The sequence below is a fragment of the Mesorhizobium sp. M5C.F.Cr.IN.023.01.1.1 genome, assembly GCF_003997585.1.
Taxonomy (GTDB): domain Bacteria; phylum Pseudomonadota; class Alphaproteobacteria; order Rhizobiales; family Rhizobiaceae; genus Mesorhizobium; species Mesorhizobium wenxiniae.
Window position 1 is genome coordinate 16,139 of record NZ_RZSU01000013.1, and the last position, 18,702, is coordinate 34,840.

The 18,702-nt window shown below is 61.7% G+C and carries 16 protein-coding genes; 4 read left to right on the plus strand and 12 right to left on the minus strand.

Features of this window, described 5'->3' with window-relative positions; genetic code table 11:
* Positions 1-36: 36 nt before the first annotated feature.
* Genes EOA78_RS07790 through EOA78_RS07805 form a run of 4 tightly spaced genes read right to left on the minus strand, consistent with a single transcriptional unit; the run spans position 37 to position 4,023 of the window.
* Positions 37-1,287, minus strand: a complete 1,251-nt coding sequence (locus EOA78_RS07790; RefSeq protein ID WP_127314618.1) for an MgtC/SapB family protein — start codon at positions 1,285-1,287, stop codon at positions 37-39.
* A gap of 15 nt (positions 1,288-1,302) precedes the next feature.
* The gene (gene trxC, locus EOA78_RS07795) at positions 1,303-1,749 is read right to left on the minus strand and encodes a thioredoxin TrxC (RefSeq protein WP_127314619.1); all 447 of its coding nucleotides are present in this window, start codon (positions 1,747-1,749) and stop codon (positions 1,303-1,305) included.
* A gap of 1 nt (position 1,750) precedes the next feature.
* The gene (locus EOA78_RS07800; RefSeq protein ID WP_287383519.1) at positions 1,751-3,640 is read right to left on the minus strand and encodes a heavy metal translocating P-type ATPase; all 1,890 of its coding nucleotides are present in this window, start codon (positions 3,638-3,640) and stop codon (positions 1,751-1,753) included.
* Positions 3,637-4,023 (minus strand): DUF302 domain-containing protein, encoded by a 387-nt coding sequence (locus EOA78_RS07805; RefSeq protein WP_127314620.1) that lies wholly within the window; start codon positions 4,021-4,023, stop codon positions 3,637-3,639. The genes EOA78_RS07800 and EOA78_RS07805 overlap by 4 nt, the downstream gene beginning before the upstream one ends.
* 130 nt (positions 4,024-4,153) lie before the next feature.
* Between EOA78_RS07805 and EOA78_RS07810 the strand changes: the two genes are divergently transcribed.
* Entirely contained in the window at positions 4,154-6,835 is a 2,682-nt protein-coding gene (locus EOA78_RS07810) for a bifunctional acetate--CoA ligase family protein/GNAT family N-acetyltransferase (protein ID WP_127314621.1), read from the plus strand.
* A 299-nt stretch (positions 6,836-7,134) separates the two neighbouring features.
* Positions 7,135-7,971 carry a universal stress protein gene (locus tag EOA78_RS07815; protein WP_127314622.1) on the plus strand — a complete coding sequence of 279 codons (837 nt, stop codon included), beginning with the start codon at positions 7,135-7,137 and terminating at the stop codon, positions 7,969-7,971.
* A gap of 79 nt (positions 7,972-8,050) precedes the next feature.
* Here EOA78_RS07815 and EOA78_RS07820 read toward each other — a convergent pair whose 3' ends face one another.
* The 8 genes from EOA78_RS07820 to EOA78_RS07855 form a co-directional block, all read right to left on the minus strand.
* Positions 8,051-8,497: a pyridoxamine 5'-phosphate oxidase family protein gene (locus tag EOA78_RS07820; RefSeq protein ID WP_127314623.1), complete on the minus strand. Its 447-nt coding sequence runs from the start codon at positions 8,495-8,497 to the stop codon at positions 8,051-8,053.
* A 93-nt stretch (positions 8,498-8,590) separates the two neighbouring features.
* A complete protein-coding gene (locus EOA78_RS07825; protein WP_245477424.1) occupies positions 8,591-9,739 on the minus strand; it encodes an HlyD family efflux transporter periplasmic adaptor subunit in 1,149 nt (382 codons plus the stop codon).
* 55 nt (positions 9,740-9,794) lie between these two features.
* Positions 9,795-12,161: an ABC transporter permease gene (locus EOA78_RS07830; RefSeq protein ID WP_127314624.1), complete on the minus strand. Its 2,367-nt coding sequence runs from the start codon at positions 12,159-12,161 to the stop codon at positions 9,795-9,797.
* A 1-nt stretch (position 12,162) separates the two neighbouring features.
* Positions 12,163-12,870 (minus strand): ABC transporter ATP-binding protein, encoded by a 708-nt coding sequence (locus EOA78_RS07835; protein ID WP_127314625.1) that lies wholly within the window; start codon positions 12,868-12,870, stop codon positions 12,163-12,165.
* Between the two features lie 88 nt (positions 12,871-12,958).
* Complete coding sequence (locus EOA78_RS07840; protein WP_127314626.1) at positions 12,959-13,642, minus strand: phosphoribosyltransferase family protein; 684 nt, start codon at positions 13,640-13,642, stop codon at positions 12,959-12,961.
* Positions 13,642-14,064, minus strand: coding sequence for a DUF2267 domain-containing protein (locus tag EOA78_RS07845; RefSeq protein WP_245477425.1), 423 nt, complete (start codon positions 14,062-14,064; stop codon positions 13,642-13,644). Before EOA78_RS07845 ends, EOA78_RS07840 begins: the two co-directional genes overlap by 1 nt.
* An 82-nt stretch (positions 14,065-14,146) precedes the next feature.
* On the minus strand, positions 14,147-14,680 hold the full coding sequence (locus EOA78_RS07850; protein WP_127314628.1) for an Hsp20/alpha crystallin family protein: 534 nt from the start codon (positions 14,678-14,680) through the stop codon (positions 14,147-14,149).
* 194 nt (positions 14,681-14,874) lie between these two features.
* Positions 14,875-15,681 carry a universal stress protein gene (locus tag EOA78_RS07855; protein WP_245477426.1) on the minus strand — a complete coding sequence of 269 codons (807 nt, stop codon included), beginning with the start codon at positions 15,679-15,681 and terminating at the stop codon, positions 14,875-14,877.
* On the opposite strand from EOA78_RS07855, the gene EOA78_RS35880 reads away from it, so the two are divergent.
* Entirely contained in the window at positions 15,680-16,003 is a 324-nt protein-coding gene (locus EOA78_RS35880; RefSeq protein ID WP_164783670.1) for a hypothetical protein, read from the plus strand. The genes EOA78_RS07855 and EOA78_RS35880 overlap by 2 nt on opposite strands.
* A 13-nt stretch (positions 16,004-16,016) precedes the next feature.
* Complete coding sequence (locus EOA78_RS07860; protein ID WP_127314679.1) at positions 16,017-18,677, plus strand: HAD-IC family P-type ATPase; 2,661 nt, start codon at positions 16,017-16,019, stop codon at positions 18,675-18,677.
* Positions 18,678-18,702 lie beyond the last annotated feature (25 nt).

Genomic DNA, 18,702 nt, shown 5'->3' on the forward strand with positions numbered 1-18,702 from the left:
CACAACCGCCTTTGATCGGCATCAACGGTGGCGCGGTCAGAAACGAGTGAGGGAAAGGTAGGCCGAAGCACCGAGGCCGCCAGCAGTCAGGGTCGCGACCGCCAGTGGAAGCCAGAAGCGAACAGGGCCTGCCACCGCAGCGAGCGCAAGTCGCAGTAGCGCGTTTACAACAATCGCGGCTAGCGCAGCTTCGCCAGCAGTCGCCACGGAGGCAGCTGTTCCAACCAGGCGCAGCGTGCTCAGGACGGCCACGTCGACATCGACTGCTCCGGAAATCGCCGCTGTCGCCAGCAGGCCTCTTGCCCCGACATATCCGGCCAAAGCTGCGTTTGCTGTCGCGACAACCGCAAAGAGCAGCGCGAAAAGAAGCAATGGCCCAAGGTCGAAGGGATTGCGCGCGGCCGGCGCGATTGGAGCGCTGTCGGTGCCACGCGCCAGAAGCAGAACGCCGCTAGCTCCAAAACCGGCAGCGGCTGCGAACGCTGCCAGGCCAATGGCGCCCAACACCTGAACCTCAATGATGGCGACGATCAGGCAGACACGCATGATCGACACCATAGCCGCCAGCGAGGCGGCGCCTGCCAAGCGCACCGGATGATCTGTCTTCGCGGCGCGGCCCAGAGCGATAGTCACAGCAGTAGAAGAAATCAGAGCGCCGGTCACTGTGCTGATGACCAGACCCTGCGTCGCGCCAAACACCCGTACGGCGATGTAGCCGAAATAGGAGATGGCCGCGGTGAGGACGGTGAAGAACCAGACCTCCCACGGATTGAGTCCATCCCAGGGATCGATGGTTCGGTTCGGCAGGATCGGCAAGATGACGGCCGTCATCACCGCCAGGATCATTGCCGATCGAAGCTCGATCCAAGTCAGCCGCCTCAGCAGTCCATGCAGGACCTCACGACTGGCAAGAACCGCGGCAAGGGCAGTGCCTCCGGCTGCGGCGGCATAGACGTCTCCGGTAACCGCCAAGGCGCCCAACAGGAAGACGCCAAGGCCGGCAAAGACGCCTGTGACGCTAAAGTCATCATCATGAGATGCCTCACGTGCCTTGAACCATGCAAAAACAGCGGCGAAGCCGAGAAAGCTGGCGACCAGCACGGACACCCCGTCGAGCGTGTCCGCCAATGCCGCCGAAGTGCCGCCGAGCAGCCCCGAGATACCGTAGGTGCGGATCCCGGCTGTGCGGCTACCCTCCGCCGCGTCGCGCTCGCGCCAGCCGCGCTCAAGCCCTACGAGGAGACCGATTGCAAGTGCCAGTCCGAGCCTCGCGATGAGAGTGTCCATCAGGGCTGCCTGCTTTCAGGCGGCAACGGAAGGCAGCCGTTCGCGAACCCAGGCAACGATCTGTCTTGTGCTCATCGCGCCCGAGGCGCGTGCAATCTCCTTGCCGCCGTGAAACAGGATCATTGTCGGAATACTGCGTATCCCGAGTCTTGCAGCGATTTGTTGCTCGGCGTCCGAATTGAGCTTGATCAGTTGCACATTCGGTTCAAGCTCTCGCGAAGCGGCTTCATAGGCGGGCGCCATCATTCTGCACGGGCCGCACCAAGGCGCCCAGACATCGACGAGCACGGGCAACGAGCTGCGGCCGATAAAGCGGTCGAAAGTCGCGGCATCGACATCTTCGGGGTGACTCGCGAACAACTTGCTGCCGCAGGAGCCGCATTTGGCGGCCTCTGCCGGTCGAGAAACCACCAGCCGATTCACGCCGCCACGTTTGCCGCAGACAGCCCGTCTCTCGTTCATCTTAGTACTCAAAGCCCTTATCATGCAGCGTGCGAAGGGCGTTCAGGATCACCGCGACGTCGATAAGCTCCTGCAGCAGCGCGCCGGCCACCGGCGTGATGAAGCCGAATGCTGCGGCGATCATCCCCCCTCCGGACAGCACCAATCCCGCCACAATACTCTGCATGGCGATTGCCCGTGTCCGCTGCGCAATAGAAACCGCATCGGCCACCGGACGAAGACGGTTGGGCAACACAATGACGTCTGCCGCCTCGGAGGAGGCCGTAGCCCCCCGGGCACCCAACGCTACGCCGACGGTCGCCGTCGCCAAGGCCGGCGCGTCATTGATGCCGTCTCCGACCATCATGGTCGTCCCGTGCCGCTTCTCCGCCTCCACCGCAGCAACCTTATCGGCAGGGCTTGCATCAGCAATGACGCAGTCTATCCCAAGAGCTGACGCCACGCGTGCGGCAGTACCAGTATCGTCGCCCGTCAGCATGACGAGATGTGACACACCAGCCGAGCGAAGGCTCCGTATCATTTCTCGAGCGTCGCCCCTCAGCGAATCGCCGAACGTGAATACGCCCGCAAGCCGGCCGTCAGCAGCAACGAATACGCGCAGCACAGGCTGACCGCTGTAGCGGGCCTCCCCACCTGCGGACCATCCAGGAAGCTGTTGGTCACCAACGACAAGAGATCGGGATCCAGCGCGGACAGGCGTCCCATCGACGATGCCTTGCAAACCTGAGCCGCGAACCTCGCGAACGTTTTCGGGATGGGAAAGACTGAGACCTTTCTCACGGGCGAGCCGGATGATCGAATCACCTATAACGTGATGCGACGCCTGCTCGAGCGAAGCGAGCAGCCTCAACAATTCGTCCGCATTTCGGCCGGGCGCAATGTCGATGTCGATCAGTTCCGCCCCACCGAGGGTCAGCGTGCCGGTCTTGTCGAAGACTGCGATGCGAACGTTCGCCAACGCCTCAAGCGCTGCACTTCCTTTCATTATGACACCAGCCCGGGCCGCACGGGATATCCCGCCGATGAAGGCCACTGGGGCAGCAAGGATCAGCGGACAGGGGGTTACGACGACCAGAACGGCAAGCGCCCGGATCGGATCGCCTGACGAGTACCAGGCCAGCCCGGCTATCATCAGTGTTGCCGGTAACATGAAGATTGCGAAGCGATCGGCTACTCTAATAAATGGCGCTTTGGCTGTCTGCGCTGCGGCGACCATGCGAACGATCGTCGCGTAGGTGCTTTGTGCGGCGGCCGCTGTGGCGCGCATGCTGAAGGCCTCGCCGGCATTAACCGTTCCACTGCGAAGCACGTCGCCCTCGCGCCGTCGCTCTGGCAAGGGCTCGCCTGTCACCGTCGACTCATCGATGAGCGCAAGTGGATCGGTCAGCAAACCGTCCACGGGAATGAGCTCGCCGGCGCGAACCAGAAGTGCGTCTCCGACCGCGATCTGTTCGACGGGAACCGTGTCGAGCCTGTCGCCGCCTGAGCGATGCGCGACGCGCGGCGAACGGTCGGCCAATGCGGTCAGATTGCGTTCGGCGCGCCCTCGAGCAAAGTCTTCGAGAACCGTGCCCCCCGCATACATGATGGCCACCACAATCGCAGCGAGTGCTTCGCCGAGGACAAGAGCAGCTGACATCGAAATGAGGGCTATTGCGTCGACTCCCAAGCGACCTATCCAGAAGTCGCGGATGATGGAAAGGGCGAGCACCGTCACCACAGGAATCGTCGCGGCTGCCCAGATGAGACGCGGCTCTACTTCACCGTGGCCGAACCGCCAGACGCCTAGTCCGACTGCCAACCCGACCAGCGCGAGGCCAAGCAACGCACGACGAAGCAGTGGCTCGTTCAAGACGCGCATTTCGTCGGCTTGGGCGAGTGGCGTTGTCATAGTCCGCTGACTACCTCATGAAGCAGTCGCCGAACCTCTGCCGCTACGCCTGCGAGGGCCGGGTTTTCGACTGCTGCCATGGAGGCGATGGGGTCGACTGCGGCGATTTCGACCCTGCCAGGCTCGCTCTGACGGACGATAACGTTGCAAGGCAGCATAGTGCCTATCTTGTCTTCGGCCTGCAGGGCTCTCCATGCCAAATGGGGGTTGCAAGCACCGAGGATCGTGTACGGCTTGAAATCGACACCGAGCTTATTCCGCATGGTTGTGCGGACGTCGATGGTCGTCAGCAGGCCAAAGCCCTTGGCCGCAAGTGCCTTAGTGACATGGACGACGGCATCATCGAACGCCATGTCCACGACCTTGCTGAAATAGTACTGCATCGGAGCTTTCCTATTCGCCTCTCAGCCATTTGAGCGCATAGCTAGCCGCGGAATGCAGTGTTGGCGTTGATCCAGCGCAACGCTCGAGTTCACCGCCCTGGTCTAGTTGCAGCGAACGCGGAGAAGCGGATTGACCATCAGGAACTTGGAGCACGCGGTCCGGCCGAAGTCGCTTGCCGTCGTCGGCGCCTCGGCGCGACTGGGGTCGGTCGGCCACGTGGTGCTGGACAACATCATCGCTGCCGGCTTCGAGGGCGCGGTCTGGCCGGTCAACCGGAAGTACCGAGAGCTCGCAGGCCGCCGTTGCTATCGTAACGCCTACGAATTGCCTGGCGCGCCGGATCTTGCAGTGATCGCGACGCCGCCGGCCGCGGTCCCTAGAGTGATTACCGAACTCAGCGAGAAGGGTACCCGCGCCGCCGTGGTCATCACCGCCGGAATGACGCTCGAGAACGGGCTCAGACAGGCGATGCTTGATGCCGCGAAACCGACCTTGTTTCGGATCATCGGACCCAACTCGCTGGGGCTCATGATCCCGCCATTGAAGCTCAATGCAGGGTTTGCTCACTTAGCGGCGAAGGCGGGGAACATTGCACTACTCTCGCAGTCCGGCGCCATCGCGACATCGCTGATCGACTGGGCAGCAGACAACAATGTCGGCTTCTCGCATATCGTATCGCTGGGCGACATGGCCGACGTCGACGTCGGCGACTGGCTTGACCTGCTCGCCGGGGACGGCAAGACCCAGGCAGTCGTGATGTATCTGGAAACCATCCCCAATGCGCGCAAGTTCATGTCGGCGGCGCGCGCAGCAGCTCGCATCAAGCCCGTCATCGTCATCAAGGCGGGCCGGCAGAAGGAGGGCGCCAAGGCGGCGGCGACCCACACGGGCGCGCTATCGAGCCCAGCCCGCGTGGTTGAAGCAGCGCTGCAGCGCGCCGGTATTCTTCGCGTCAACGGGCTTGCGGAGCTATTCGACGCCGTTGAGATCACCGCGCGATTTGCTCCCTTGGATCGCGCCCGCCTCGGCATCGTCACGAATGGCGGCGGCGCCGGGGTCCTTGCAGTAGATCAGGTTATCGAATGCAAAGGCGAACTGGCCGCATTCTCGGCGGCAACGATCGAAAAGCTGAATGCCTCGCTCCCGCCAACCTGGTCCCATTCCAATCCGGTCGACATTATCGGCGACGCGCCAGCTGACCGTTACCGCTCGGCCATCGGAGCGGTCGCCATGGATCAGGGAACCGACGCAGTGTTGGTGCTGAATTGCCCAACGGCGTTGGCCTCGGCTACTGAAGTAGCAAAGGCAGTGGCGGGCCTAACCAGCAGCGGAAAAATCAACGGCAAGCCGGTCCTCACCTGTTGGCTCGGCGAACGCACCGCGCGCGACGGCCGTCGCATTCTGCACGAAGCAGGAGTCGCGAGTTTCGAGACGCCGTCTGACGCGGCTATCGCCTTGTCCTACCTTAGCGACTGGTCCCGGGCACAGAAGGCGCTGACCCGTGTTCCATCGCAAAGAAGCGAGGACGTCAGCGGCGACAGCGAGGCCGTTCGCGCAATCTTTCGCCAGGCAGCAAAGGATAGCCGCCGTCTGTTGACCGAGCCGGAGGCCAAGGCAGCAATCGCAGCCTATGGCATAGCCGTTCCCGAGACAGTGGTCGCGCTGACCATGCGGGACGTGGCTGTGGCCGCCAGGCGCCTGCTCATGAAATCGGGCGCCATTGCCGTAAAGCTTCTGTCGAAAGGGATCTCCCACAAGTCAGACATCGGAGGTGTCGAGCTGAACATCACGACGCCAAAGGCGGCCGAAGAAGCAGCAAACGCTATTGCGCGCCGAGCGCGCGAGAAAGCCCCGGGCGCAGTGGTCGAGGGTTATGCCGTTCAGCCGATGGTCGTACGCAGGCAAGCGCAGGAACTGATTCTCGGCATGAATCGCGATCCGATCTTCGGCCCTGTGATCCTGTTCGGTGCCGGCGGCGTCGCGGTCGAGGTCATTGACGATACAGCCGGCGCTCTCCCGCCGCTCGACGACGTGCTCGCCGGCGACCTGATCGAACGGACTCGCATCGGGCGGCTCCTTGCCGGCTTTCGCGACCATCCGCCGGTGGACCGCAAAGCCATTGCCGCGGCGCTTAACGCCGTGTCCCAGATGATCGTCGACTTCCCGGCGATCGTATCGATGGACATCAACCCGCTGCTTGCGGATGCCGGCGGAGCGATCGCGCTTGATGCTCGCATCGAGATCGACCCTTCCGCGGTCGAACAACACGGGCCCAATCCTACACTAGTGATCAGACCCTACCCGGCCGAATGGGCAAAAGACGTTTCAACTGACTGCGTCGACGTTCACATCCGGCCGATTAAACCAAGCGACATCGAGCTTTATCCCGAGTTCCTGGCGCGCATATCGCCGGATGACATCCGGCTGCGGTTTCTGGCGCCGCGCAAGAACTTCCCGGATCAGATGCTAAAGCGATTGACGCAGCTCGACTACGACCGCGACATGGCATTTGTCGCATTGGACAAGAAGACCGGAGCGCTCGCCGCTGTTGGTCGGCTGTCGGGCGTTCCAGATCGGACAGTCGCGGAATATGCACTGCTCGTCCGCACAGACCTGCAAGGTTATGGACTCGGTTGGAAGTTGCTCCAGCACATTGTCGATTACGCGCGAGCCGAAGGGATTGGCCGCATCGAGGGCGTCGTCCTCAATGAGAACGACGCGATGATGAGGATGTGTCGCGAGTTCGGTTTCTCGGTGGTGTATGATCCGCATCAGCCCGGCATTTCCAAGGTCGAACTCGCGCTGACTTAAAGTCTCCGGTGGCCCACTTGGAGAGATCGCAATCGCAAGGCGTGGTGCCAGAGCCCCGCCTTTCAGAATGCGGTCCCCGGCGCACCGCTGCGTCAGTCGGCAGGCAACTCTTGCCGTTGACATTCGGCGATCGTCGCAGGCATTCGACTGCCTGGCGATGGGACCACTTGATCGTAATCAACAATTGCTCGCCGCTGCAACTTCGAATGTTGATCTGGCGCAATGAAGATGCCGTTCACCGCAGAGATGCTGCTCAGGCGATGGTTGGTCATCGCAACCGGCGAAATGGAGCTGCTCAAATGGCATTCAAGACATTACTGTCCGTCACCGACCCGGAGCTCGGCGATAGGGACCTCCGGATTGCTGCCGATCTCTGTGATCAGCTTCACGCGCACCTTTCGGTCCTCGTCCTTGGTCTAGCGGCGCCTCCGCCGGTCGGTGAATATGCTGCGATGGTCTCCGACGTCTGGCTGGAGGAACGCCAACAGGATATGAAGAAACTGCAGGAGCGCACGGCTGCCGCTTCCAGGTTCCTCGCGGAGAGCGCGATCTCGAGCGACCTTTCCAGCGAATATCAGGAGATTGCCTGGGCCGACGAAGCCGTCGGACGTCGCGCGCGCTATTCCGATCTGACCGTGATCGGACCGGAAATGCTCGGGCGCGAAACACTTAAAGACAAGGTGATCGAAGGCGCTCTCTTCTCATCCGGCAGACCATTGCTTCTGATCCCGAGAGGCTCGCGGCCAACGCTGAAGCCAGCACGGGTCATGGTTGCATGGGATTCTCGCGTCGAAGCGGCAAGGGCCGTGCGCGAGTCCCTGGAAATTCTCGCCGGTGCGCAGGAGGTGCGCATCGTCCTGGTTGATCCAGCCGAGAGGGAGAGTGGGCACGGCGCTGAGCCTGGAGCAGACATCGCCACATATCTCGCACGCCACGGAGCGAAGGTCTCCGTCGACCGACTCCCGAGCGAAGGCAAAACCGTCGCCTCGGTGCTTGGCCGACACGCAGTCGATACCGCCGCCGAACTTGTGGTGATGGGGGCCTACGGTCATTCGAGGTTCCGCGAGCGCATCCTCGGCGGTGTCACCAGATCGATACTGGAAAACCCCGCACTGCCAGTCCTGATGGCGCGGTAACACCCCTGATCTGCGGCATGAAGCGGCCGGTGCGCTGGCCGTTTCAGCCGACCTTGGATGCGCTGCCGGAAGCGACCGATCACTCTCTCGCCTCTCGTCCCGTAAGCTCTTCCATGCGAATTCGGAAGAAGACATGGGGAGAATGGTCTGACAGCGGTGGCGCCACGATCCTCAAGGCACCTGGCTCCCACCAATCCGCATGCTTGCTCAGCAACGCCCAGGCGTGATCCCGTTGCCGCTCGCAGCCCTCCCTATCAAGCAATTCCTCATAGCGTCCATCGACAATGACGCTCTTCCATTCGCGACCCTTCTTGTGCTCTTCGATCAACACTGAAACCAGCGGATTGGTCCGCATCCATTCGATCTTCTTGCCAGGCATCGAGAATGCGTAAAGCGCATTGTCGGCATGGGCGTAGTAGATCGGGGTAATGTATGGATGCCCCCCATTCGAACATGCCAGATGGGCCAGGCGATTAGCGTCCAACACCTGGGTGCATTCGCGTGTGCTGAGGTTGCGTAGCCACATGCCTGCTTCTCCTTCCGCGGTGTAGAAGAAGCTACGTCCGACGCCGCATTGTCGGCGTTGACACGCATCAAAGGCCGAACGGCTCGGGTATAGCTAGTTGCGCTGCTCGACCAAGGTTCCTTCGGTGAGCGTGTCGGCGGGATGGACGACAATCCTGTCGCCTACCGCGACTCCTCCCTTGAGGATCTCAGCGACTTCATCGTTCATATGGCCAACCTGAAGTTCAGCCTGTTCTAGCCGGCCATCCCGGACCACAAAGACATTCCACTGGCTTCCATTTCGAAACAAAGCACTGATCGGCACCTGCAGGCACTCACCGCACTCCCATATCGTCATCTCGGCGAAGACGCGGTACCCGTGGCCCAGCCGGCGTTCCGGTTTATCGAGATCGATCACCGCGTTAACGCGTTGTTCCTCGATGCCGAGTGCCGATACCTTGGTGAATCCGGCCGGATCGACGCGCCGGACGATCGCGTTCAACGGTTGATCGCCTCCCCAATCCGAGATGACGGCCTTCGTTCCCGTTGAGATGCGCACCGCATCCGCCGACAGCAGGTCGACGGTGATCTCCAGTGCGCCCGTATCACCGATCTCAGCGATCTTCATGCCCGGCACAACAGCCTGCTCGCTCTTGGCAAATACCGCGAGGACGGTTCCGTCGACCGGGGCGAGCAGATTGACGCAGCAGCTGCCGGCAGTCGGATCGAGCGGATCGGGCTGCAGAAGGCGGGCCTCGGCGCTTGCGAGTTCAGCCCTGCGGAAGCCGATCGTGGCCTTCGCCGCCTCGACCGCAACCCTTCGCAGCTCGACCTCGTTGTTGGCCCGCTGTAGCGCGGCCTCGGAGATGACACCCGGCTTGATGAGTTTCAATGCACGCTCGAGATCGTCCTCCACCAGCTTCAGCGCCGTCTCGCTTCGTTGCAGTTCGATTTCCGCAATGCCCACAGCTGATCGCGCGGCATCGCGAGCAGCCAGCAGCTCTGCCTCCGTGCGCTTGTCGATCAGCGGCGGGTCGAGCGGATGGATCGACGCCACCACGGTTTCATTTGCCTTGACACTATCCCCTTCCTCCAGCACCGAGCGCGCCAGGTGACCGGCCATGGCCGTCGACACCGTGTAGACGTCACGGACACGCGTGACACCCTCCTCCTTGATCGTCACGCGCATTGGCCCCTCGCTCACTAAAGCGACGTCGACCAGAGAAGGTTGCTCGCGCAGTGCATAGGCAAAACCGCCTGCCACTGCGGCCAGAGCAAGAACCGCTCCGCTACGTTTGAGCCATAGTGATCGCATAAAGCTAATCCCTCGTCTTGAGCACCCGCACCAGATCCAGTCGATCGACGCGACGGCGAACGAGCAGCGCGGCCAGCACGGCAACGCCGACCACGACCAGGCTGGCAATCGCAAAGGTCGATTGCTCGACCACAAACGGAATTCGAAAGAGATCGCTATCGGAGGACTGCACGACCAGCCACGCGAAGCCGTAGCCCGCGATCCAGCCGAGCGGTTGAGAGAGCAACACGATGACGGCAAGCTCGATGAGCAAGACGCTCGAGACTTCGGCTCGCGTGAAGCCGAGCACCCGCAGGCTCGCCAGCTCGCGAGCGCGCTCGGACAGCTGGATCCGCGCCGTATTGTAAACGACTCCGAAAGTGATGATCACCGCCAGCGTCGTGTAGACAGTGGTCATGATCGTCATGTTCTCCTTTATCGTCTCGCCGAAGCGCGTTCGCGAAACGCCCAGCAGAGCGACCGAGGCGATCACAGGTGTTTTCTTGACCGCAGCATGGAAAGCATCGAGGTGTCCGCTATCGACCGCCAGCCTTACGCTGCCGATCCTGGGGCCATCACCGACCAACCGGTCGAGGGACTCAAGCCGCATGAACACGGCCAGGCCGACGAAGCTCTGCACGATCGCCGTGACCGGAACGCGCTCGATCCGATGATCTCGCTCCAGAAGCTCGACCTCGACCAGATCTCCAACCCGCAAATGTAGCGTGGAGCTTACCCGCTCCGAGATCAGGAGGCCGCTCGACGGTAGCTCGACCGCCCGGAGGTGTTCGTCCAGGACCTGAATGAGGTCGGGCTGGCGCGGGACGCCAGAGATCGCGAGGCGTTTCTCCCGGTGGCCCTTGCGCAAGATCACGGGGACGGTTCGGAATGGCTCGGCCCTGAGCGCGCCGGGCAATCGGGCGACGTCCTCCAGAACTCGCGGGGAAAGCTCCTGATTGAACGTCAGCAGGGCGTCCTGCCGCTCGGCGCGGAAGAACACTGTGTCGATCATAAAATCGAGGGAATCAAAGGAGAACAGCGCCATGATGAGCAAGGCGAGCGACAATGAGGCCCCAAGCATTGTAAGCAGCGTTCTCGCCGGCCAGCGCACCAGATGGCGGAGAGCCATGACGGTGAGTTGCGACATCAGTGCAACGGAGCGCGTACCGCCGGCCAAAAGGCTGCGGTAGCGCGTCGGCGCCGGTGGCTGCATGGCGACCGCTGGCGGCAAGACCACGACTGACCAGATCGCACGGGCCGCGCCCGCAAGCGCGGCCATGACCGCAGCGCCGCATGCGATGACATAGAGATCGAGGCTTTGCCGGAAGATGAGGAACGGAAATGAATAGAACTCGGAGTAGAGCCGGGTCAGTCCGATGCCGAGCTGATAGCCCGTAACAGCACCGATCAGAAGGCCGATCGTCGAGATCACGAGCGTGAGCTTGGCGTAGTGCCAAGCGACCGCCGCCCGGCTGTATCCAACCGCCTTGAGCAGCCCGATCTGCTCGCGCTCCAGCGAGATGAGGCGTGTCAGAACCATGTTGACGAGAAACGCCGAGACGAACAGGAATACCGGGGGGACGACCGCAGACATCGCCCTCAGCTGGGTGAGCTCGTGATCGAGGAAGGCGTGAGAGAACTGGTCGCTTCGATCATAGGCGCCTGTGCCTCCATAGGGCTTAAGCAGCGCATCCAGAGCGTCGATCACCACGGGCAAGTCGGCATCGCGGCGCGTCCGCAGCACGACGTCGTTGAACGCCTCGTTCATGTCGAAGAGACCGGCGAGCGCGGTTCTGTCCATGAAGAAGATACCGAAGCGCTTCTGGTCCGGCAGCATGTCGCCAGGCCCCACGGCGTAGATGAATTCCGGCGATAAAACGATGCCGGTCACCGTCAGTGTGCGCTTGCGTCCGTTCAGGACCGCATCGAAGCGGAAACCGGTCGTCATGCTGTGAGCTTGCGCAAACGGCTCTATCACCACGACCTCGTCGGCCCTGCCCGGTTCGGGAAAGCGGCCAGAACGCAGATAGAGTCGGTTGACGGCCGGCTCGCCACGATCCGGGATAGAGATGGCAAGGCCCGTCGCAGGTTCGGCCATCCCGGCGATGTCGAGCAGCGCGGGCCGCACGACGCGCAACTCAAGCGCGCTTACACCGTCGATGCTGGCGATCTTCCTGCCCAAGTGCAGGGGCGCGCGGGTCAATCCAGTAAACACGGTCGCGAAACGATAGCGATCGTAGAACGCTGAGCGTGTCTCCTCGAGCGAACGATAGCTGCCGATCGCAAGAAGGAGAGTTGCGACCCCGCAGGCCATAACCAGCGCGATCGCGAGGACCTGCGCCCACATCCTGCTGAGGTCGCGCAAGAGCTTGCGGTCGAGGATCGAAAGCATACTACCAGGTCACTTCCGCCGGCTGGGCACGTGTCTCGTTGGCCACCGCTCCGACAATGCGGCCGTCCCTGAAGGTGAGGACCCGGTGCGCGATCCTCTGGATGCCTGCGTTGTGGGTGATGATCGCCATGGTCGTCCCCAGCTCGGCATTGATGCGGGAGAGTGCCTCGAGCACGAGGATGCCGGTCTTGGAATCAAGGGCGCCCGTCGGCTCGTCGCACAGCATCACTTCCGGCCGCTTGGCAATTGCCCGCGCGATAGCCACGCGCTGCTGTTCGCCGCCGGAGAGCTGTGCCGGGAAATGAGACATTCTCTCCTTGAGCCCGACCATCTCCAGCGCCTCCTCTGGTGGCATTGGATCGGTCGAGATCTCGGTGACCAGGGCGACGTTCTCCCACGCGGTGAGGCTAGGAATCAGATTGTAGAATTGAAAGACAAAGCCGACGTGATCACGTCGGTAACGGGTCAGCTGGCTCTCTGACGCAGTGGTCAGTTCCTTATCGCGGAAACGGACGGTCCCGGAGGTGGCCTGATCGAGCCCGCCCATGATGTTGAGCAGCGTCGACTTGCCGCTGCCCGAAGGTCCGAGCAGGACGGCCATCTCGCCCGCGTAGAGATCGAGATCGACGCCACGCAAGGCGAAGACCTCGACATCACCCGAGCGATGGACCTTTGTGAGGCCGTGGGCTGAGAAGATCGGCTGCTTCATCGAGTGACTGCATTTGTTAGCGCAGCCACAGGACACGCTTCCGTCAGTCAGTGCTTTGATGCGTATCAACTGAACCGCGCGAGAGAGTTCATGGATCAGCTGCGCGAGGAAAGAACGCTGCGTGAGGCTTCCGGCGACGTGCTACCTCCTGCAGCGCCTCGGTGACCTCGCCGTCGCTCAAGTGCGGAAATGCTTTGTAGTGGTACCCAAGTGCGTGGAAACGCGTAGGCTGGCTTAGGCAGACCACTCTGTTGGCCTCTAGCATAAGTTCCTCGATTGTATCGAGCGGGGCGACGGGCAGTGCAACGACGATCTCGCGCGGCGATCGCCGCCTGAGCGCTCGAACGGCGACCTTCATCGTGGTGCCGGTCGCGGCTCCATCATCGACAACGATCACTGTCTTGCCTTCAACCGACAGCGGATGGCGGTCACCAAGATAGGCAAGTCGACGCCGTTCCAGTTCAGGACGCTCGCGCTTGATCAAATCGGCGAGCTGAGAGTTGTCCAGCGCATATGCTTCGACGATCTCGCGATTGAGCACGACGTCTGGCGGATCGCCATCGACGATCGCCGCCACGGCAAGTTCCGGGTTCCCTGGCGCTCCGACCTTGCGCACGATGACCAGGTCAAGGGCGGTGCCCAGCACTTTTGCGACCTCAGCGGCGACAGGCACTCCGCCACGAGGCAGAGCAAGCACAACGGGCTGCTGAAGCCGTAGCTTATCGAGTTCGGCCGCGAGTTGCCGGCCTGCCTGTTGCCTATCCTCGAACATCAGTGTGCCGGCCAGAGTTGGCGAAGGGATTTCTTCATCGAGGCCCGAACCTGCACGCTTTCGCCTTGCGAAATGTGACGATCGATCAGCGCGAAGACGGCATTGATCGCGCCATCGTAATTGATGTTGGTCTCGTATCCGAGCGCGCTCTCCACTCGCATGATGAAGTCCTGCTTCTTGCGTTCTGCCGCGGGCGCATCCGCGGGATTCCAGCCCTCGAAGTAGATGCCCCTGATGAGCGTCGGCAGCTGCGCGGACAGATCGGCTGACTCTTCGGGAGAAAGCCAATCACGCAGCGTCGTGAGCACGGCTTTCAAAAAATGAAACGCCCGCCGGTCGCTCCAGCCGAGCTCCGTCGCCAGCTCGTTGACCCATTGCTGGGCCTGCTGCGCCGAATGTGAGAAATTGGGTATCGAGGTCATGTCGATTCCTCCTTGCGATTCTGCCATCTGAAAGGCCAGGCGACATCGATGCGAACTGCCGATGGATGCCGCCTGCCGGTGGTCAGGCCGCCTTCACCTCGATCTTCTTCTCGGCCTTCTGGGCCTCGGCCGTCTTCGGCAGCTTCACTGTCAAGACGCCCTTGGCGAAGTTCGCCTCGATCTTGTCGGCGTCGACGCCCTCGGGCAAAGCGAAGGAGCGCTGGAAGGAGCCGTAACGACGCTCGGACAGGTGGTAGTCCTTCTGTTTCTCCTCCTTCTTTTCCTCCTTCTCGCCCTTGATGGTCAGCGTATGGTTGGCGAGCTTGATCTCGACGTTCTTCTCGTCGATCCCCGGCAGCTCGGCGGTGACCTCGTACTCCTTCTCCTTCTCGACGAGATCCATCGCCGGCGCCACGGGCCACTCGCCGTGCAGCCTTGGCATCCCGAAGTCGAAGATCGAGCGTGTGGCCGGCAAGGATCTGCCGAAGGGATGGAATTCGTCGAACAGCCGGTCGATCTCGCGGCGCAAGCTGTCGAACGGCGCCCAGCCCGGGGTGGCCGAAGCAGGTGTCGTGGTCTTCTCGGTCTTTATTGGCAGTTTGGTGGCTTCAGGCATCGTTTTGACTCCTCAGGGAGGTGGGGTTGCTCCACAGGCATAGCGTGTGTCCCCAACGGGGCCTTGCTATCCTGCTTGTCGAACTCAGCTTCCAACCGGCCCGACAAGTGCAGCAATTCAAATGCGCAGAAGGTGCTTCATCATTGACCTGCATCAACCGGCGATCGATCGAGCCCTCCGGACGTTTCCGTTGATCAATTCGAGAAGAGCCGATGGAGACCGGTCTCGCTGAGGAGCGACCGAGTCACACCACCGAACGCCCATTCGCGCAGCCGACTGTGGCCATAGCCACCTGCCACGACGAGATTCGCGCCGGTTTCGGCCGCCATGGTGCCGAGCGCATCGGCGGCCTGTGAACTGCCGAGTGCCATGACTTCGGATCGCGCCTTGACGCCGTGCTTCATGAGAAAACGTACGACGTCTGCGACACTCTCGCGCGCGCCCTTCGGGTCAATATCGTCAACCGCGGCTACCAGGACATGCTGCGCCTGCGTCAGGAACGGCATCGCGTCGACGACCGCCCGGCGCGCTTCGCGCGTATCCTTCCAGCCCACGACCACGCATTCGAGCCGTATCGGTGCAAGGTTGTCCGAGTGCACAAGGACCGGTCGTCCGGCCGACAGGATCAGGGCGCCGGCATCGACGAAACCGCGGGACGGGCCGAGCGAGCCGCCTGGCGCACCCGCCACGATCAGGTCCGCGGCCCTAGCATTTAGCGCCAACAGCCGCGTTGGATCGCCAATATCCCCACGCCAGGACGCACGAGAATTGCCATTCGTTACCGTCTGGAATTCCTTCTCCAGTTTCTTGAGTCGCGCCTCGATTTCCTCGACCTGCTGACGCATCACTTCGGCAGCTGCGATGCCATCGTTCCCGACTGGCACAATGAGGTTCGATTCAGCGGCAGCAAAGGCAATCATGTCCGCTTCGAAGCGGCGTGCGAGATCCCAACCAAATTCGATGCGCGGAGCGGCCGGACTCTCAAGATCGAGCTGCACCATGATTGTTTTGAACGTCATTGTCTCTACTCCGTGGATGGAAGCGAGACGATCACGGCTGCTGACGGCCGGCGTTGATGCACGTCAACTCGACGCTGCGGCACTCCTCATGCGCCACATCATTGGATTCGCAGGTGGCGGGCTCCCATTTCAGGGGTTTATCGACGCCTCATCGGAATATCCCCGGCACGAAACGGACGCCAAATACGAGCGGCCCATCGGCATGTCGCACTGCAACTGCCCTACCGGGGCGCCTCTCCGGTTGATACCGATCAACGTCTCCAGTGGATTTGCTGCTTACCCTTGGGCGAAGAAGAGGCCGTGATGGGACCGATCTTATGAATGCTGTCACACGCGTCGGTGACTCCGGTCTGTCGCAAGCCGAAGCCGCCGACCGGCTGCAACGGTACGGGCGCAACGCTCTCCCGGAGCCCAAGGCCCCTTCTTTGGCTGTCGTGTTCTTCCACCAGTTTCGCAGCCCGCTGATATACATTCTTTTTGTTGCGGCCGTCGTTTCGGCTGCAATCAGCGATGTCGAGGATGCGATCTTCATCGGGATCGTTCTGTTGATTAATGCGGTCATCGGTACGGTTCAGGAGCACTCAGCCGGCAGGGCCGCTATCGCCCTCAGGAGACTGGAGCAGCCACATGCAAGCGTGATCCGGGACGGCATCCGTCAGGATATCGATGCACGCGAGGTCGTTCCTGGCGATGTGGTCTTGCTCGAGGCAGGCGGGCGCGTTCCGGCGGATCTGCAACTCCTGGCAAGTGAAGATCTCCGGTGTGACGAATCCCTCCTGACTGGCGAGTCCGCTCCAGTCAAGAAAGACGCTTCAGTCGAGCGTTCGGATGACAGGAGCATGCTGGCCCATGCTGGCACGATGGTCACCCGCGGGCGCGGGCGCGGCTTGGTTACCGCGACCGGTCAGACGACGGAAATCGGCAAAATCGCCCGAGAGATCGCCAAGAGCTCGCTGTCGCGTCCACCTCTGCTGATCAGGCTCGATGCCTTTTCACGCACGATCGCGCTCACGGTTGGTGTAGCGATCGCTGCGCTCGTAGCGGTCGGCTGGCTGCGCAACATGGACATTCATTCATTGTTCTTGATGGCGGTCGGCCTGGCCGTCAGCGCCATCCCCGAAGGACTGCCGGTCGCCATTTCGGTAGCACTCGCCATCGCGATGCGGCGCATGGCGAAGGCAAACGTCATCGCACGCAACATGACGGCAATCGAGGCGCTCGGCTCCTGTACCGTGATCGCCACAGACAAGACCGGCACGCTCACGATGAACGAGTTGACGGTCAAGGAGCTGAAACTGCCGGACGGCACCACGATCATGTTCGAAGCCGGGCATGATCTCGATGCTTGTCTGGTCGAGTCTCCTAATGTCGATGCGCAACGAGCGAGAGTCCGCGCGGTTGGCCTTCTGCGGGCAGCAGCACTCCCGAATGAAGGCTCTCTGATCGTCGCGGAAAACGCATGGAAGGGCTTCGGCGATACCGTCGATGTGGCACTTCTTGCGGCCGCCCGCAAATGCGGAATTGTGCACGAGGAAGTTCTGGCGGGTCATCCACTGCTGACGCGCATCCCCTACGAGCCTGATCTCAAATACGCCGCCTCATTCCACGAGCGCTCGGATCGCGTAAAAATCTTCGCAAAGGGCGCGCCCGAGCAATTGATCGGCATGTCCGACCGTATGGATATTGGCGGCACCGCCGTGCCGATCGATCGTGCCGCGCTGATAAACCAAAAGGAAGAGCTCGCCGGTCGCGGACTGCGTGTCTTGGCTTTCGCCGAAGGCGAGATCGACACCGACGTGAATGGTGGCTACGGCCACAGACATTTGGTCAATCTCGTCTTTCTCGGCTTCGCTGGAATGCACGATCCGTTGCGTCCTGAAGTGCCGGATGCGATCCGCGCCTGCCGCACCGCCGGTGTCGACGTGGTTATGATCACCGGTGACGATCCGAAGACTGCAACCGCGATTGCACGCGATGCCGGCCTCGAGTTTTCCGAAGATCGCGTCGTCACCGGAGCGGCTGTGCGCCAGGCGGAAGACCAGAGCCAGGCACAGCTCGACGAGTTGACCCGTTCTGCTCGCATTTATGCGAGAGTGGAGCCAGCTCAGAAACTGTCGATCGTGCTCTCGCTGGGACGAAATGGTCAATTCGTTGCTGTAACCGGTGACGGGGTCAACGATGCCCCCGCACTGAAACACGCTCATGTCGGAGTGGCAATGGGGAGGAAAGGCACGGACGTCGCTAAGGAAAGCGCCGACATTATCGCCACCGACGACAACTTTGCTTCAATCGTCGGCGGCATTCGGGAAGGTCGCGTCGCCTATGCCAATATTCGCAAGGTCGTTGCCATGCTTGTATCGACGGGCGCCGCGGAGGTGGTTCTGTTCCTGTTGGCCATTCCGCTTGGATTGCCGATGCCCCTACTGCCAGTGCAGCTTCTATGGCTAAACCTGGTCACGAACGGCATTCAGGACGTCGCCCTTGCAGCTGAGAAGCCGGAGGGCGACGAGCTTTTCTATCCGCCGCGCAGTCCGTCTGAGCCAGTCTTTGATCGCGCGATGATCCGGCGCATTCTGCAGGCCACCGTCGTGATGGGCATCGGCGGCTTTCTGGTCTTCTGGTGGCTCCTGGAACGCGGTCACTCCGAGCACGACGCGCGCAACTATCTTCTGCTCCTCTTCGTGCTGTTTGAAAATTTCCAAACCTTCAACAGCCGATCCGAACGGCACTCCGTTTTCTCCCAGCCGATCTCTGCCAATCCCCTCCTCGTCATCGGCGTCGTTGCAGCACAAGCATTGCATATCGGGGCGATGCACCTGCCATGGATGCGCGACACGCTTGGACTGACGCCAGTCTCGATCAGCGACTGGGCGCTGCTATTGGCGATCGCCGCGTCGCTTCTTATGGTTTCGGAGGTCGACAAGCTGTCAATGCGTTGGCGGCAACGTCCTACGGCCAAGCATCTCGCAATAGGGTAGCTGCTCCACCACCGGCGTCCAGCGG

Excerpts from the sequence above, each read along its gene's own strand:
- EOA78_RS07790 (WP_127314618.1), bottom strand. The coding sequence starts at position 1,287 with ATGGACACTCTCATCGCGAGGCTCGGACTGGCACTTGCAATCGGTCTC.
- trxC (WP_127314619.1), bottom strand. The coding sequence starts at position 1,749 with ATGAACGAGAGACGGGCTGTCTGCGGCAAACGTGGCGGCGTGAATCGG.
- EOA78_RS07800 (WP_287383519.1), bottom strand. The coding sequence starts at position 3,640 with ATGACAACGCCACTCGCCCAAGCCGACGAAATGCGCGTCTTGAACGAG.
- EOA78_RS07805 (WP_127314620.1), bottom strand. The coding sequence starts at position 4,023 with ATGCAGTACTATTTCAGCAAGGTCGTGGACATGGCGTTCGATGATGCC.
- EOA78_RS07815 (WP_127314622.1), top strand. The coding sequence starts at position 7,135 with ATGGCATTCAAGACATTACTGTCCGTCACCGACCCGGAGCTCGGCGAT.
- EOA78_RS07820 (WP_127314623.1), bottom strand. The coding sequence starts at position 8,497 with ATGTGGCTACGCAACCTCAGCACACGCGAATGCACCCAGGTGTTGGAC.
- EOA78_RS07830 (WP_127314624.1), bottom strand. The coding sequence starts at position 12,161 with ATGCTTTCGATCCTCGACCGCAAGCTCTTGCGCGACCTCAGCAGGATG.
- EOA78_RS07835 (WP_127314625.1), bottom strand. The coding sequence starts at position 12,870 with ATGAAGCAGCCGATCTTCTCAGCCCACGGCCTCACAAAGGTCCATCGC.
- EOA78_RS07840 (WP_127314626.1), bottom strand. The coding sequence starts at position 13,642 with ATGTTCGAGGATAGGCAACAGGCAGGCCGGCAACTCGCGGCCGAACTC.
- EOA78_RS07845 (WP_245477425.1), bottom strand. The coding sequence starts at position 14,064 with ATGACCTCGATACCCAATTTCTCACATTCGGCGCAGCAGGCCCAGCAA.
- EOA78_RS07850 (WP_127314628.1), bottom strand. The coding sequence starts at position 14,680 with ATGCCTGAAGCCACCAAACTGCCAATAAAGACCGAGAAGACCACGACA.
- EOA78_RS35880 (WP_164783670.1), top strand. The coding sequence starts at position 15,680 with ATGATTGTTTTGAACGTCATTGTCTCTACTCCGTGGATGGAAGCGAGA.
- EOA78_RS07855 (WP_245477426.1), bottom strand. The coding sequence starts at position 15,681 with ATGGTGCAGCTCGATCTTGAGAGTCCGGCCGCTCCGCGCATCGAATTT.
- EOA78_RS07860 (WP_127314679.1), top strand. The coding sequence starts at position 16,017 with ATGAATGCTGTCACACGCGTCGGTGACTCCGGTCTGTCGCAAGCCGAA.